The organism is Methanomassiliicoccales archaeon LGM-RCC1 (genome assembly GCA_030168575.1).
Taxonomy (GTDB): Archaea; Thermoplasmatota; Thermoplasmata; order Methanomassiliicoccales; family Methanomethylophilaceae; genus Methanoprimaticola.
The window spans coordinates 672,749-688,118 of the sequence record CP115555.1 but is presented as its reverse complement, the minus strand read 5'-3'; the positions used below and the strand labels follow the sequence as shown (position 1 = coordinate 688,118).

General features: G+C 53.9%; 16 protein-coding genes. 7 read left to right on the top strand and 9 right to left on the bottom strand.

The annotated features are described in order from the left end of the window. Positions 1-2 precede the first annotated feature (2 nt). From PED39_03400 to PED39_03390, 3 genes are all read right to left on the bottom strand, one after another. The gene (locus PED39_03400) at positions 3-863 is read right to left on the bottom strand and encodes a ribose-phosphate diphosphokinase (protein WII08262.1); all 861 of its coding nucleotides are present in this window, start codon (positions 861-863) and stop codon (positions 3-5) included. A 514-nt stretch (positions 864-1,377) separates the two neighbouring features. Beyond that, positions 1,378-1,602, bottom strand: a complete 225-nt coding sequence (locus PED39_03395; GenBank protein WII08261.1) for a hypothetical protein — start codon at positions 1,600-1,602, stop codon at positions 1,378-1,380. A gap of 202 nt (positions 1,603-1,804) precedes the next feature. Continuing rightward, on the bottom strand, positions 1,805-2,017 hold the full coding sequence (locus PED39_03390; GenBank protein WII08260.1) for a hypothetical protein: 213 nt from the start codon (positions 2,015-2,017) through the stop codon (positions 1,805-1,807). A gap of 226 nt (positions 2,018-2,243) precedes the next feature. Here PED39_03390 and PED39_03385 point away from each other — a divergent pair, with 226 nt between their 5' ends. From PED39_03385 to PED39_03360, 6 genes are all read left to right on the top strand, one after another. Beyond that, positions 2,244-2,672: a hypothetical protein gene (locus PED39_03385; protein WII08259.1), complete on the top strand. Its 429-nt coding sequence runs from the start codon at positions 2,244-2,246 to the stop codon at positions 2,670-2,672. A gap of 302 nt (positions 2,673-2,974) precedes the next feature. After that, the gene (locus PED39_03380) at positions 2,975-7,720 is read left to right on the top strand and encodes a hypothetical protein (protein ID WII08258.1); all 4,746 of its coding nucleotides are present in this window, start codon (positions 2,975-2,977) and stop codon (positions 7,718-7,720) included. A gap of 105 nt (positions 7,721-7,825) precedes the next feature. Then, on the top strand, positions 7,826-8,308 hold the full coding sequence (locus tag PED39_03375; GenBank protein WII08257.1) for a hypothetical protein: 483 nt from the start codon (positions 7,826-7,828) through the stop codon (positions 8,306-8,308). Then, positions 8,305-8,427: a hypothetical protein gene (locus tag PED39_03370; GenBank protein ID WII08256.1), complete on the top strand. Its 123-nt coding sequence runs from the start codon at positions 8,305-8,307 to the stop codon at positions 8,425-8,427. The genes PED39_03375 and PED39_03370 overlap by 4 nt, the downstream gene beginning before the upstream one ends. Before the next feature lie 384 nt (positions 8,428-8,811). Beyond that, positions 8,812-9,759 (top strand): hypothetical protein, encoded by a 948-nt coding sequence (locus tag PED39_03365; GenBank protein ID WII08255.1) that lies wholly within the window; start codon positions 8,812-8,814, stop codon positions 9,757-9,759. 4 nt (positions 9,760-9,763) lie between these two features. Beyond that, the gene (locus PED39_03360; GenBank protein WII08254.1) at positions 9,764-10,363 is read left to right on the top strand and encodes a DUF357 domain-containing protein; all 600 of its coding nucleotides are present in this window, start codon (positions 9,764-9,766) and stop codon (positions 10,361-10,363) included. Here PED39_03360 and PED39_03355 read toward each other — a convergent pair. Genes PED39_03355 through PED39_03335 form a run of 5 tightly spaced genes read right to left on the bottom strand, consistent with a single transcriptional unit; the run spans position 10,347 to position 13,738 of the window. Beyond that, positions 10,347-11,213 (bottom strand): hypothetical protein, encoded by an 867-nt coding sequence (locus PED39_03355; GenBank protein WII08253.1) that lies wholly within the window; start codon positions 11,211-11,213, stop codon positions 10,347-10,349. The two genes, PED39_03360 and PED39_03355, sit on opposite strands and share 17 nt — an antisense overlap. Further along, positions 11,210-12,403 carry a bifunctional phosphopantothenoylcysteine decarboxylase/phosphopantothenate--cysteine ligase CoaBC gene (coaBC, locus tag PED39_03350; protein WII08252.1) on the bottom strand — a complete coding sequence of 398 codons (1,194 nt, stop codon included), beginning with the start codon at positions 12,401-12,403 and terminating at the stop codon, positions 11,210-11,212. Before coaBC ends, PED39_03355 begins: the two co-directional genes overlap by 4 nt. Further along, positions 12,400-12,999, bottom strand: coding sequence for a dTMP kinase (gene tmk, locus PED39_03345; protein ID WII08251.1), 600 nt, complete (start codon positions 12,997-12,999; stop codon positions 12,400-12,402). The genes coaBC and tmk overlap by 4 nt, the downstream gene beginning before the upstream one ends. A 39-nt stretch (positions 13,000-13,038) precedes the next feature. Then, the gene (locus PED39_03340) at positions 13,039-13,443 is read right to left on the bottom strand and encodes a Toprim subdomain protein (GenBank protein WII08250.1); all 405 of its coding nucleotides are present in this window, start codon (positions 13,441-13,443) and stop codon (positions 13,039-13,041) included. Continuing rightward, positions 13,436-13,738 carry a DUF167 domain-containing protein gene (locus tag PED39_03335; GenBank protein WII08249.1) on the bottom strand — a complete coding sequence of 101 codons (303 nt, stop codon included), beginning with the start codon at positions 13,736-13,738 and terminating at the stop codon, positions 13,436-13,438. The genes PED39_03340 and PED39_03335 overlap by 8 nt, the downstream gene beginning before the upstream one ends. 50 nt (positions 13,739-13,788) lie before the next feature. Between PED39_03335 and PED39_03330 the strand changes: the two genes are divergently transcribed. Continuing rightward, entirely contained in the window at positions 13,789-14,619 is an 831-nt protein-coding gene (locus tag PED39_03330; GenBank protein ID WII08248.1) for a hypothetical protein, read from the top strand. Here PED39_03330 and PED39_03325 read toward each other — a convergent pair. Continuing rightward, positions 14,558-15,370, bottom strand: coding sequence for an MBL fold metallo-hydrolase (locus PED39_03325; GenBank protein WII08247.1), 813 nt, complete (start codon positions 15,368-15,370; stop codon positions 14,558-14,560). The two genes, PED39_03330 and PED39_03325, sit on opposite strands and share 62 nt — an antisense overlap.

The window sequence follows — 15,370 nt, the reverse complement described above, 5'->3', positions numbered from 1 at the left end:
ATTCATCCCTTCCTCACAGCATCGGCGATCAGCTTGGCGACGGAGATCTGCGACTGGGAGTTCTCCAGAGTGTTGCAGCACAGGACCTTGTCCAGGGCGCTGTGGGTGAGCTTCTCTATCGCTCCGTTCACGAACACCCCGTGGGTGCAGGCCACGGAAACGCTCTTGGCGCCAGCGTCCCTTAGTGCCTGGGCGGCGGTCATTATGGTGCCTCCGGTGGAGATCATGTCGTCCACGATCAGGATGCTCTTGTCCTTGCAGTCCATGTAGGCGGGGGCGATCTTAACCTCGGTACCGGACAGGCGGGTCTTGTTGAGGTGGTCGTAGGGCTTGCCCATGGTCTCTCCCACCAACTGGGCGCGGCCTGCCGCGCCGATGTCCGGGGACAGGACCAGGTCGATGCCCTTGTCCTTGAAGTACTCGGCGATGACGGGTGCGGCCTTGAGGTCTGTGTGCTTGCACGTGAATGCGTCCAGAACGGCCTCCTTGTGGATGTCGACCGTGATGACATGATCGCACGCCAGCGAATCCAGCAGCTTGCACATGAGAATGGCCGAGGCGGGCTCTCCGGGGTTGAAGAGCCTGTCCTGTCTGGCGTATCCGAAGTAGGGGATGACCAGGATCACCTTCTTTGCCTTGAGCCCGGCGACGATGTCCTGTAGGAGGAACATCTCCACTAGCTTGTCGTCCGGGAAGGTGTTCTGTACGATGACGACGTCGTCGTTGAACTCCTCGCTCTCGACCCTTGTGTACACTTCCCCGTCGGGGAACTTCCTTGTGCCTGCCTGAATGTACCTGCATCCCAGCTCCTCGGCGATCTGCTTCGCCAGAGCCTCGGATGTGGACCCGCCGATGACTATCATGCTCCGTCGTTATCCTATACTAATAGAAAAAGTTTGGAGATTCTTCAGTGGAAAGATATTGATAGAGCGTAGTTTCCACTATACCGCTCGGACAATATCATAAATATTACCCGAAAAAATCTCGTGGCGCCAGGACTTGGAATCCCACCGCGGATTCCTTCCGTGGTTGGGATACCTATCCTGAGAAGCTCTGATCGGAGGATACAAAGTGTCTGATGAAAACGGGCCGAGGAACAAGGCACTCCAAACCGCGTTCCTGGCCCTAGAGCTCGCCCGGCGCATAGCCGAGCTAGCAATAGCAATCCTGACTTTCAGGATGCTGTTGTGAGGAGGAATCAACCTCCAAAAACCTCTTCCCCTTCGGGGGAGGAGATTTGCTCTAGGCTACATGCCTTGCAACCATACGATTCTGTTGTCAGTATAAAAATCATTACCGGATCCGTTCCAAACACGTCTCGTCCGTGCATTCATTTATTGATTAATGCCACCGTGAGGTGGCGTGTTGTTTGTTAGGTTAATTGTTCCTGAAGAATCTGATCAGCAGTATCGCAGATACTATGACGAAAGCCAATCCTAAGTAGGTCAACGGTCCGATGATATGATACAACGGATTAAGGTTCAGCCAGTCGATGGTGGTATGATTAACATCGATTATCGCCTGAAATATAGCCGAGCCGAAGAACATGATCCAACCACTGATGAACGCCATGCCGCAAATCTGTACCTTATTCTCGTCCATTTTCAAACCCAAATGCCATGTCATCAATTTGGATTATTTATCCAACACCTTATCAGATGGTAACCTGAGAACGCTGATTGCCGAATATCACGTCAAGGACGGATCCATGGGTTGATCAAAAAGCAAACATTTGATGGACTATCAAATTAATTGAACCAAATGTCGGATGAAAAAAGGGTGTTATGTAAGCAAGCGGTTTCGCTCAGTCCTTCTTCTCTGAGCCGTCGTTTTCGAAGAGTTCCTTCCTCTTGCTGAGGATGTCTATCCTCCTGGCCATGAACTCGCGCATCGCGGCGACTATCCAGTCGGTGCGGCTTGAGAACTCTCCCGAGGTCTCCACATCCTTGTCCACGAACTGGAGGATGTTGGGTGGAATCTTCACCGATGTCGGTGCGGTTCGGATTTTACGCTCCATGATACCTATGATTGTTCGTGTGTTCTTTTTATTAGGTATTTCAAATGAAATACTTTTATCGATGATAACACTATCAGAACATCATGGAAGACGGTCGCTCCAGCATACCCGCCGAACATCTGGCTGCGGTGTTCCTTAAAGGAATCCGCCTAATTATGCCGTATTTCATTAGAAATATCGCTGCGAGTACGCCGGAAACCTCCGGTTTTCCAGGGAGGATGACCCTGTGAAGGCGGAGAAGGCGAGGACGTCCATCCCCATAGGGCAGAAGCTCGACGACAGGGGGAACGTGTGGGAGAATCCGCATTCCTACGACGAGCTGCCGGACGAGGTGAAGGAGTTCCTCGCCAGGAAGCAGAAGAGCAAAAGCAGGGACGAGAGGACGGCCCTGGAGATGCTCGAGGGGAAGCACGTGCTCTCCCTGCTGCTGTACCTGAACACCATGTCGCCGGTGACCAAGAGCGACATCTACAACGACGTCGCGAGGCAGAACATGGCCGGGAAGATCGAGGACCTGCGGAGACTGGGGTTGGTACAGGTGTTCTTCACCGGGAGGACCAACGCGAACGTGGTCGTCATCACCGAGAAAGGACGTGCCGCGGCGGAGCTGCTGTCGGAGATCCTCGACATCGTAGAGGGAAAGACGGATCCCTGATTGATTTCGTCTTTCGTGCAGATTCATTGAATATCCTTCCTGGACTCAGAGTCTTGGACGTGATTTTTGTCCCTTCTTAATACTGCAATGCGATTCGATTGTTTCGACCGTTCTTTTCGATCCAAAGGAAATTAGGGGCCCGAGGAGAGAGAAGTGGTCGGGCGGTGAAAGGCCCGCGGGATCCATGATTAAGGGTATGGGGTCCTGCAAGTAAACGGAGATTTTTCGACATCTTCCTCTTTGGATGAAGAGGACAACCCGGATCAGAGGCGAGTGTTCACCGCTGAAAAGGAATGATATATATGAACACAAAGACAACTAAGTTCTTGGCTGTCCTTGCTGTCTTCGCAATGGCTTTCGCGGTATTTGCTGCCATAGCTCCTGCTCAGGACGACGATGCAAGTGTTATCGACAGTCTGGATGGATTCTCTTCCAGTTCTGCCGTTGACCAAGTAAAGTCGTTTTACGTAGACGGAACAGCCTCTACAAGTATAACGAACACAACAGAGTTCGGAGCCGCAATCAATCTGTACGTTTACCCTGGAACGGCAGGAATTACCCTGAACGTTGACACGGGAGCGGCCAATAATATGATCATCCATGTCATGACTGCTGCTGCCACGTATGACAGCACGACCCAGAAATGGAGTGGAGGAGCATACGATGACAGTCTGATCAAATATCAGTGTGCGGATTCTAGCGGTTCGAAGGCGTTCAAGATTAATTCCGACGGATCGATAACATCGACTGTTGCAATCAACGCTAACGGTGTATACGGAATGATCTTCTACGATTACTCTGATACTTCATACACATACTACGCGAAAGGCGCCGATGCAGGGACCATCACTCTGGATACGAACACCGACGAGTTCACCGTATTCAACGGATCCGCCATCGTACAGAACAAGGAATCAAGCAACATCGTGAGCAAGATCACTTTCAAAGGATATGTAGGTGCAAGTTCGACCAATGATGTCACCAAAGTCACCAGGACCTCTGCAACTGTGACAACTCTGACGATGCCCAAGTTCGATTCCAATGCTGATCTCACGGCCGGTTCGATGACTATCAACTCCGGAGTATTCACAGTCTACGCTAGCACAGGCGCACATGGCTCTGAAATAAAGACTCAGACTGCTTTTGATTACAACTTCGTGGCAAGTGGTAAAGCCGACGGTTGGTATTATGCTTCTGATGCGTTGAGTACACTGATCGAACAGGGTACCCCGTTGATTAGCAGTACTTATTGCGTGCTTGCGGTCATGGGTACCCCTGTCGTGGCAGAGGATTCGATAACTCTCGCAGATGACACTCAACAGTATGACCTTTACCTCAAGAAGGCAACGATGACAAGCCTGACTGTGAAAGTAGGTACAACCGTTGAACATAAGATCGGTGCCGCTAACCTTACAGCTAAGATCTGGATGCTCGAGGAGGCCACATCGGTCGTGGACTCGATTGACGGTCCAAGCGGTTCAGGCGCGAAGAAAGCCTTGATCGGAACCCTTACCCTGAAGTCTGGTACCTTCAACGTGCCTACTGACGGATTGATAGTGGGATATTATGACTCCCCTACACAGAACATCGGAAGGCTTAACGTGGGAGAGGGTGCGGAGCTGTCGCTCGATCCAACGACGGTTAATAGCAGAACTACACAAGGAACGGTCAAGATCTCTAAAGGATCTGAGATCGCAGTCTTCGGATCGATCACATCTACCGCAGACAGGACCATTAATCCTGCTGTAGCATCCACCAATGATGGAACCTTCAGCGCATACGGAAACGCGATCATCGGTCAGAAGGTCTACATCACCGTATCCAACTTCAACATCGAGAATGCCTCGAAGACCATCGATATTTCACACGATATCGTCTCGGACATCGTTTTCAAACAGTATCAGACGGTAAACATCGTCGGTAATGTGAACATCCTGCCTGGAGTAGCTGTCAATGTCCTTGGAACGTTGAACATCACCCCCGGAAGCACTCTTACTGTGATGAAGAATAGTACTCTTACTCTCGGATCTGTCCCTGGTCTGATAACATCCAAGATCATGCAGCTTGACAACCAGGGTACGATGGATATCGCGGGAACGTTTATCGTCGCAGAGAATTCAGGCGCTGCTGATAAGGTCGTCTCCAGCGGAACCATCGAAGTGGACGGAACATTCACTGCTGACGCCGCAATCGAACTCACCGCAGGAAAGATGAACGTCGGCACGACCGGAGTCTTGGGAGGAACCGGACTCATTGTCGGATCCGATGCTGTCCTTACGATCGACGGATCCGTCAGCGGAACCATCGGTATCGCAGGAAAGCTCAAGATCGACGGAAGCGTTACCGCCGCTCTCGTACTGAACATGAAGGCGAACGCTGCGGAGATCAACCTCTCCGAGGTCAAGTTCACAAATAATTCAGATGCAGGAACCAACGGAAACAGGACTATCACGGTCACCGACGATGGTCTCAAATTGGCAAAGGGCAGAGTCATCGGAGAGGGATCCGATCCCAAGGGAGAATCCATGACCGTTGTCGCGAATGCTCAGAACGATATCATCTACGGACTCGTTATCACAGAGAGCATCAGCTCCTGGACATACAACAGTGTCAAATATTTCTCCGCGGCCATCGTTCTCTCTGGCGCGACCAGTGCGGACCTTGCCTCGGCCGCCGGAACGGACGTTGCCATCACTTTGAACGCTGCTCACACGGATGGAGCATACTTCGCCACCGGTGAGATTTTCTCCATTGGAAAGGACGTTTCTTTCGCGACCAGTGAGGGCACTACGATCACCGTTACCGATGGAACCAGTATGTATTGGACCTCGTCCGATGCAGGTACCATCACGAACAATGGTGCCATCACCGCAGTAGGAACCCTCTTTGCCAAGTCTGCAATAACCGGTACCATCAACGCAACACTCTACACGATGGATACTCTCGGAACGAAGACCTACATCTACACCACCCTCGCAAGTGCGATCGACAGCGGAGCCACCAAGCTCACAATCAGCGGAACAAACAAAGTGCTGTCCAACCTCGATATCCCTGCGGATGTCACCATCGATGCGGCTGCCGGCGCGACACTCATCATCGGTTCTACCGATGACAGGTCCGTAACTGCGACCCTCAAGGATGGAGCGGTCCTTAAGAACGCCTCCGTTGACGTCAAGGGAACATTCATCGTCGAGAACAAGCTGACCGGACTGAAGAACACCTCCGTGACCAGCGATGTGTCCTCCACCAACGGTAACGTCATGAAGTACACCAATGTGTACTACGCACTGCTCGGCGCACAGGAAGGAGAGGTCATCAAGATCACCACCAGCGAGACTGTGGTCATCGACATGAATACCACCATCCCTGCAGGAGTGACCCTGGAGGTTCCCGCATCAGGAACCCTTGCTGTTCAGGTCGGAAAGATCCTGACAGTCGACGGAATCCTCGATTCCTGGTACGCTGTCAAAGCTGTCTACACCGACGAAACAACCGCAACTTTCGGACTCGTGGAGAACGATGACAATGCTAAGATCGTCGTCAACGGAATCTTCGTATCCACCGATGCGATAACATACGCCAACTACAAGGTCCCCGGAGCATACTTCGAGACCACCACAACCTCGCCTTATTACGCAGTTGCCGCACCTGAAGTGGCCGCACTCATGATCGCAACGATAGACGATGAAGCGATCACCCTCCACGGAGAGCTCTCTCTTGGAACCATCGCCTTCGTCGGTATCGAAGGAGCGGTCATCACGCTCGCATCGGATGCGCAGATTACCGCAAGCAAGGTCCTCATCACTGATGCCCGCGTCGTTAGCAGTTCCGCAGACAATGCGACCAGCTACTTCAAGGGAACCATCGAGGGAACCGCTGGTGCTGTAAAGATTACAGACATGGTAGGTTTCACCGTCATCGACAACACTGACGACGAGAAGACATACCTCGCTGACAACTCGACTATCAAAGCCAGTACAGTAACCGGTCACGCTTCCAACAACGCTATTTCAATCAGCAGCGGAACGGTCTATGCATCGGGAGCTGTCGACGCAGCCAAACTCACCGTCTCCTCTGGAGCAGAGTTCATCGTCAGTAAATCCGCCAACTCATTCGAGGCTTCGACATCAATGTCTGTTGCGGGTATCGTCACTGTAACCAACGGAGGAGCTGTAACCGTTCCGTCACTCTTCGTGACCGGTTCGTTCATCGTCCTCCCCGCAGATGCCATCTCCGGTATCGCAGCAGGATCTGCCACAGTAACGACAGCAGCATATGTCGGATTCACGAAGGCATCCGAGGTTTATGTGGCGCCCACGACCAGCGGCTCTGCTGTACTGTCCGCCGAGACCCTCGGAACCGGACTGAGCGTTGTATACGCTCTTGCAGGAAGCACCGTCTCTGAAGATCTTATCAGTGCGATGACAAAGAGCACCTTCGTTGTCGAAGGAAGCGACTATCTGTATGTGTATGTTTCCACCTCAGCGGCCGATATGTACGCGTATGGAATCCAGGCCCCCGAGCTTGATAACGCTGACTTCAAGAACTGGACATATGTATCCAGCGGAGAGACGAAGTACGTCACCTCCACTTCCGGAGAGAAGCTGTCCACAGCAAGGACTTACACCGCCTACATCGACTACAACCTCTACAAGGTAGAGGTCTACACCGATGCTGGAATCAAGGCCGTATCGATTGACGGAGTAGAGATGCTGAATGAGAAGAACAACATGTTCATCACAATCAACAACCTCAAGGCAGGAAACCACACCATCGCTTTCACCCTTAAGGATGGATATCAGGAAGATGCCAACGGAGTGCACCTGTACACTGCCGATGGAACCCTTCTCCAATCCCTGAAGTTCACTGTCAGCGGAGATGCAGGAACCACCAAACTCCTCCTCAACGGAACCGAGCAGATCATCGCACCCGAACCCACACCCGTCGAGCAGAACGAATGGACCATCACCACCATCCTGCTCGTCATCCTCGTGATCCTGATCGCCGTCATGGCAGTCATCGTCGCACTCAGGCTCAACAGGAGCTGAAGGTAACTTCGGAAGGATGCTGAATAAAAACCAATAACCTAAAACACAAACACAGAGGCCCGAGGGTTCAACCCCGAGGGCCTCGACAACCGACAGGAAGATAGCATGGGAGAGATGAAGGGCGACTCTCAGGTCCTTTGTGAGAAACAATCCGTCGCCGACGAGGCAATGAACGAGGCCATAGTGGACTATGACCGTTCCATAAGGCGCCTCGAGATCCTGATGGGTATCGACGGGGTGATCCTCACCATATCCCTGCAGACCCTGGTGACGTCCCCGGAAGGCCACATACATTCCATGATGATGGTGTTCGCGATACTCATGTGCATCTCCACCGGAGTATGCGTGATAGGATTGTTCAAACCGAGGAATGCGAACGGTTTCCTTAACGCCCGCAGCCCGAATTTCGAAGAGATATCATCCATCGAGGAACTCTACAAGTACGAGATCACGGAGAAGACAAAGATAGCGGACTCCCATAACAAATTGATCAAGGACGTGTGGCAGTACACCAGGATGTCCATGCTCGTCCTCTCTCTGGCCCTGCTGATCCTCCTGATAACGATAATACAGATGGGAACACTATGAATCCTGATGAAGATGAACAGAGCAACGGAAGCGATCCGAACATAACCGAGGTCATCAAAGGCGAGAAGCGTCCCAATAAGAAGAAGGCCTTCTCCGATGACAGTTTCCAGAAGGGCTGATGCCATGTCGTTGATCGATAAACTTAGACGCAAGGATCGTGATGAGGACGAGGGTCAAGATGAAGAGGATCTCGGACCTCAACAGAACATAGTCGTAGTTAGCAAAGATATCAAACCTAAGAAGGACAGACGTAAATGATATTCTCATCCGGTGGGATACGACATCAAGTATCCTGCCGGTTCTTCCTCTTTTGATTTATTGATTCACAACTCGAACATTCACTTCCTTTTGACCCAATACGAGGACTCATAATCCTCGTAGATCCATAAACTTACGACCCCCACAAGGGTCTCAATCTATAGACCCTAGAAAACACTGGATTCGGCTTATACTAAGCGCACATAACATCTCCCGGATACCCTGAAAACATCCGCGTGATCGGAATGAATCCAACAGAAGAAGCAAACAACGGGAACGACAACACTTTGGACGACATCTTCAAGAGCATCATGGGCGACTCCTACGTCCTCGCCCGCATGCTCAGCGGGATCGTCGGCGAGGTTAAGGGCAAGGACATCGAATACATCAGGAGCTGCCTCCCCATAGAGGACGGCGGCAGGGCCGTCATCAAGGGCAATCCCGAGATACCCGCCGGGGAGGGATCCCACGTGACCATGGACAACTTCTTCCAGATGAGGATCCCCTCCAAAGGGAGGGTGAACATCCTCCTGAACATCGAAGGGCAGAAGGAGTACAGGCCCGGATACCCCATCGCCAACCGTGCGATGTACTACGCATCGTCCATGATCCACGACCAGAAGGGCTTCTACTTCCGTAACAGCCATTACGAGGACATCGTCAAGGTGTACAGCATATGGCTGATCATGGATCCTAGGAGGGACGTGAGGAACACCATCTACAGGTACCGTATGGAAGGCAGCTACGACGACGGTTTCGCATGCGGCCAGCCCATCCCCGGATGCGACCTGATGGAGATCGTGGTGATCAACATCGGCGGCATCGACGACCGTCCCGAGACCGTCATGGGGATGATCAACTCCATCTTCGCCAAGGGCATGGACGACCGCCAGAGGGCCGAACGTCTGAGCGAAGTCTATAATATCCCTGACGCCGAATACATATTCGACAGGATGAGGGGGTTGAGCATGACCATCGACGAGGAAATGCACAGAGGATGGAAGCGCGAGGGAGTGGACGAGGCCCTGGAATCCGGAGAGGTTATCACAAAAGAACAGAGGATTGTAGATTACGTCTCCACGGTCAACGACCTGATTAAGAAGGGCATAGCCTTGGATGAATTGATCGACACCGTTCCCTCGGACATCAGAGATGATGTGAGGAACAGGCTGACTCCCAAGCCGGAACAGTGATAGATTGAAGAACGACACCGTTTCCGGTCCGCAATTGGAAGGATGTCTGTCAACATTCGACTCTGTCCGCGGAAAGCTGTCCCTCCTGCCGAAGGAGGGGTCCATGCTGGAACCGCTGGCCAGGAGCGGACTGGAGATGGTGGACTGCTACCGCACCGATGCTAGGAACTTCATCGGTTCCGGAGATCTCGTCACAGCGTTCGCCGCAATAAACTACGCGCATGCCTGGATCGGCTGCTTCGGTGAGCTGGGGCTCTTCGATGCGGAACCGGGGAAGGAGCTCTTCCTCACCTTGAGCGATTCCGAAGGCGAAGGCTGCCGGATAACCGATGAGAAGATGGCGAAGTATCTCGACATCACCATGAGGGCGAGGAAGAAACTGAGGATCTCCCCGCCGGTGAGATCCTTCGACAGGAAGCTGTCCTTGGAATTTTTGGAGAGGTCCGAGTCATACTTCAGGACCGCTGTCAGCTACCGCAACGACGACGATTACGTCCGTGCGTTCGCCGCCGTGAATTACGCACACGCCTGGCTGGACGGAGGGGCGAGGATCGGGCTGTTCGACGTCGAAGAAGACGACGTCCTCTTCACTCTTTACGAGTGACCTTTATGGGTCCGCTGAACGAGGAACAGGTATAGATCCTGCAATCGGGGAACAATTCCGAGACCTTATCCTTCGGAGCGTCCGTGTATATGCTGTTGCCCAGCATGCACATTCCAGCACGATACCCCTTCTCCTTGAGCTTGGAGATCCCTGACCTCACCTCATCGGATTCCAATCCTATCTCCTCCGAGAAGGTGTTGGCGCATGAGAACAGACTATCCGCTGTGGGATTGCCGTAGAACGATCTCAGCGCGGCATCGCCGGCCTGAGCTATCTTCCTGGACATGTCATCGTCGTTGATTATCGGTGCGGTCGAGAGAGGCTCGTTGAAAACGATGAGGCTGAGATCCTTCATCTGCAGACCCGAATCCTCGGTCCATCCGCGGACGACCGGCGGACCGGCCCTGACCCTCACGGGGACGCCGTATCTCGATTCGATCGCAAGAAGGTCCCCGAGACCTCCTCCTAAGGTGCATTCCGCTTCGTGGGTTGCCTTTATCGCGGCTATCCTGTCCATGCCTGCCAGGTCACATGCGCAGACCGTCGCGGCATAGGTGCCGGAGGCACTGGTGCCGAATCCTTGTTCCATCGGGAGATCGTGCTCCAAGGAGATATCGAATCCTCTGCAAACTCCCAGCTTCTCAATGGCGAAACGGGTAACAGGGGCGTCGGAAACCTCTCCGTTCACAGTGATGACGATGTCCTTATCGTCGCGGAGCGATACCTTCGCCCTGCACCCCAGATCCATGCGGATGCCATAACCTAACGATCCCGTCTCCATCACATCGGGTGCCCTGACCGGCCTGAACACGCACGATATGTGCCCGGGTACGAAGGCCTCCGCCTTCATAGGTCACCGAAGCACTGGTCGAGTATTGATTCTGAGATCTGCAGCTTGGTGCCCGAGATGTCCTCGGTGAAGTCCTCCCTCACCAGTATGACCGACGAGGATTCCTTTCCGGCAGCGACGATATCGTTCGCCACCACGGCGTAGAGGTCGTACTTCACCAGACGGTCGCGGGCCCTCTCTATGAGCTCCTTGCGGTCGACTCCGGATTCTGCCTTGAAGCCGATGACGGTGGGGCATCTCTTCCTGATCAGCGGGAGTACCTTGGATACGGACTCCAACTTCAGATCGAACGCCAGCTCGCTGGGGATCTTGCCCTCCGCCTGTTCCGACGGGGTGAAGTCCGCCAATGCGGCAGGGACGATTACGATGTCGTGGTCGATGTCATCGACCATCTCGACTAGATCCTTGACGCTCTCGAATCTTCTGGTCTCTATGTACTCGGGAAGGCTCACACTGCATCCTCCCATCCAGAGATCGACCTTGGCGCCCTTGTTGAACGCAGCCTGTGCCAGACATACTGCCATCAGACCGGTGGAATGGTTAGTGATGAGCCTCATCGAATCGATGGGTTCCTCGCTGCGGCCTCCGATCACCAGGACCTTCTTGCCCTTCAACGGGTGGTCCGAGAGTATGGCGGAAGTGCATGCTACGACCTGCTCGGGCGTCGCTACCTTGGCCCTGACTCCGTCGAGACGGGGGCCGATGAACTCCACACCCCAGGCTCCCAGCTTATCGAGGTTGGACCTCACTGCAGGGTTGTCGTACATGGCCTGATGCATCGCAGGAGCGATTGCTATGGGGATACCGGTTCCCAACGCAACCGATGCCATAGAGGTGACTGGGGTATCGTCTATCCCGTTCGCGATCTTCGAGATCGTGTTGGCCGTTGCAGGATATATCAAAAGCAGATCGGCATCCTTCCTGTCGCCCATGAGGGTTACATGCTCCGCCATTCCGCTTAGATCGGTTATCGGCTCGTATCCGGATGCGAACTGGAGGGATTCCTTTGTGACGATCTTCTGGGCCTCCTCGCTCATGACGGGGATCACCTCGGCTCCGTGCCTGATGAACTCCCTGATCGTCGAGAAGCACTCCACGGCAGCGATGCTGCCGGTGATGCCCATGATTATCCTCTTGCCGTCGAGCTGCTCGCTCTTCTCGCAGTATATCTCCTCCGAAGGATGCGTCATTCAATCACCTCTTCCAATATCGCTATGGTGTCCATATAAACCTCATCCCTGGAACGGGATGCATCAACGATGTTGAATCCGAATTCTTTCGCCAAACGCAGATAGTTCTCGCGGACCTGTTTCTGGAAATCCATCCTCTCGAACTTGCTGATCTCCTCCCCGCGGTCCCCTACGCGGCTCAACCCCACTTCAGGATCGATGTCCAGCAGGATTGTTGCGTCTGGCCTGTCTATGAACTGTCTGTTGATGTCGATGAGCCAATCCCTGTCGGATGCGTCGCCGTCAAGGCGAGCGGACTGATATGCGACGGTGGATGCGAAGTACCTGTCCGAAAGGACGATCTTCCCCTCTTCCACCATCCTCATGATCTTCTCTGTGTGGTCGTTGCGGTCGGCCACGAACAGCAGCGCCTCGGTCCTCTGAGATATTCCGCCGGCATTGCCGCTGCGAATGAACGCGCCGATGCCTTCATGGGTGGGCTCCGCGGTGAGGACGACGTCCCTGCCCTTGGCCGTAAGCCATTCGGCGACCCTTTTGCAAAGCGACGACTTGCCTGCGCCGTCCGCCCCTTCGAAGACTATGAAAGCTCCCTTCATCCTTCCACGGATGGCGTTACTCGGTAATAACTGCACGTTTCACAGGGATGCCCGCTGATGGGATTCCAGCAGTTCGATGACCGAATCCAGGGATTCCACGTCCTTGGAGTATGCACGGGTGAAGAAGGCCATGTCGGAACGGATGGCATCATCGTAGGGGACACCCAAAGATGCAAGGTTGTCCCTCAGGAGACTGGCCAGATTTCCGCCCCTCCTATCCCAATCGGTGAGGATTATGGCTGGCTTGCCGGACCTCCAGGCGTACTCTGCGGCCTTGACGGGGCCGCCACCGCTCTGGACACAGAATATGTCACCCTCCACACCGACGTTCTTCAACGCGGCCACGTCCTTGTTGCCCTCCACCAGGATCACATGGTCAGAGGACATTTCCTTCAGCCTCTCGATGACCTCGGCTATGCCTTCCAGGCGCTCCCCGTCATTCATCGAAGGATTTCTCCAGGATCTTCATTATGGCTGCCGGGTCTCCGAAGATCGTCACGGTCTTCTGATGGCTGGTCATACCGGCTGTCACGGTCGATCTGCATCCGGTGAGGTCCTTGAAATATGACTCCACCTCCTTGTTCGCCCGACCGTCCAGAGGAGGTGACTTCACCCTCAGGATGGCCCTCTTCCTCCACTCGTCGAATCCCTCAAGGCCGGATCTGTTGGAGCGGGGTGACACTAAAATGTCCACTTCTAGCCTGTCGCCTTTGTCCCTCGAGACATCTTCGACCTTCATCGTTACCGTATCAACGAACATTAATTAGATAGCTCGGTTATAGAGATGCGATGTGCCCCGTAATGCAGCCGATGACCTTCGATGAGCTCACGCAGATTCACCGTGAGGAGCTGAAGGGCAAATCGCTGACCCCTTGCAGACAGGACCTTTACAAGGCCATGGCCGATCTTCTTATCTGGCTGCGCAAGGAGTATGACCGTGAGATCGCGAAGGATCCGGACTCGGTCATGTGCGAGGGCGCCAATCTGCGCAGGAAGAATGCGGAGACCCTGGTCAAGGTCATCTCGACCGTCAGGGCGAAGAAGATCTGCAGCCGTGCAGTGAACTCCGCGGACGGCGGCAACGAGGAATTGTCTGCTTTCACACCCGAGGAGAGGGAGTACTATGCTCAGGTCGTCAAACTTTCCGAGGTGCAGCTGGATCTCGTGAACCAGTACAGGGGGAAGAAGACCGTCAACACCCTCATCGATGAACCTGTCCGCACGCCGGCGCCGGAGGTCCCCATCAGGGAGCCCGAGCCGATGCCCGATCCCTCGGAATCGATGGCGACAGGGGTGGAGAACGAGTTCCCGGCTGTCGATGAGACCTTCGACGACCCCATGGAGGAGCAGTTCGACGAGCCCGTTGTCGAAGAATCCTTCGACGATGTGCCCGAACCGGATCCGATATCCCCTCAGACCACCGAATCCGATCCCGAGCCTGAGGCGGTCATCCCGAAAGGAGAGACCATCCTGCTCCGTGTATTGGAGGACCTCCCGCCTTTCGCAGGGATCGACAGGGATTACGAGCTCCACAAAGAGGATGTCGTCACCTTGCCTGCTACGATGGCCGAGATCCTGATAAAATCGAACAAGGCTGTCGCGATCGCTCCCGAACTTTGAGGGTGCGCGTATCGCCGGGGAATTCAAGGCAGTCTATCTTGTACCTCTTTATTCCGGTGTAATCCGAAACGGACTGTCTGGCGGTGTCCGGGGTGTTGTTGGTCTTGCTGAGATGGGCCAGGAATATCTGCCTGCTGCTGTCATCCTTCATGGTCTTCTTGATCGCCCTGGCCGTATCCAGATTGTTCATGTGGCCGTGGTCGCTTCCGATGAGGCTTTTGAGGCTCGGAGGGTAAGGTCCGTTGACCAGCATGTCCTTGTCATAATTCGCCTCTATGACAGCGATATCCGCAAGGGACAGAGCATGCTCGATCTGGAAGGAGAACTTTCCCGTATCGGTTGCGACCAGCACCTTCTTGTCGTCGTCCACCTCGGTGAAATAGCAGTTGGGCTCGACAGCGTTGTGCGATGTCGGCAGGGGAGTGACATGGAACTGCCCGATGTCGATGTACTCGTTGGATTTGTAAAGCCAATGCTGAACGCTGCCCAGATTGGAAGCGTCGAAGGTAGCGTTGTTCGCCACTATGGGGATGTCCAGCTTCCTAGCTGTCGCTCCTGCGCCGGAAACATGGTCGGAATGCTCGTGGGTTATGAGAATGGCCTTGACGATTTCCTTGTCGACCCCGGCACGGTCCATCAAGGACAGGATCCTCCTGCAGCTGATGCCGGCGTCGATCATTATGGCTTCGCCGTCATTCTCGATAATGGTGCAATTACCGTCGCTTCCGCTGGCAAGCACGTGGACCTGCAT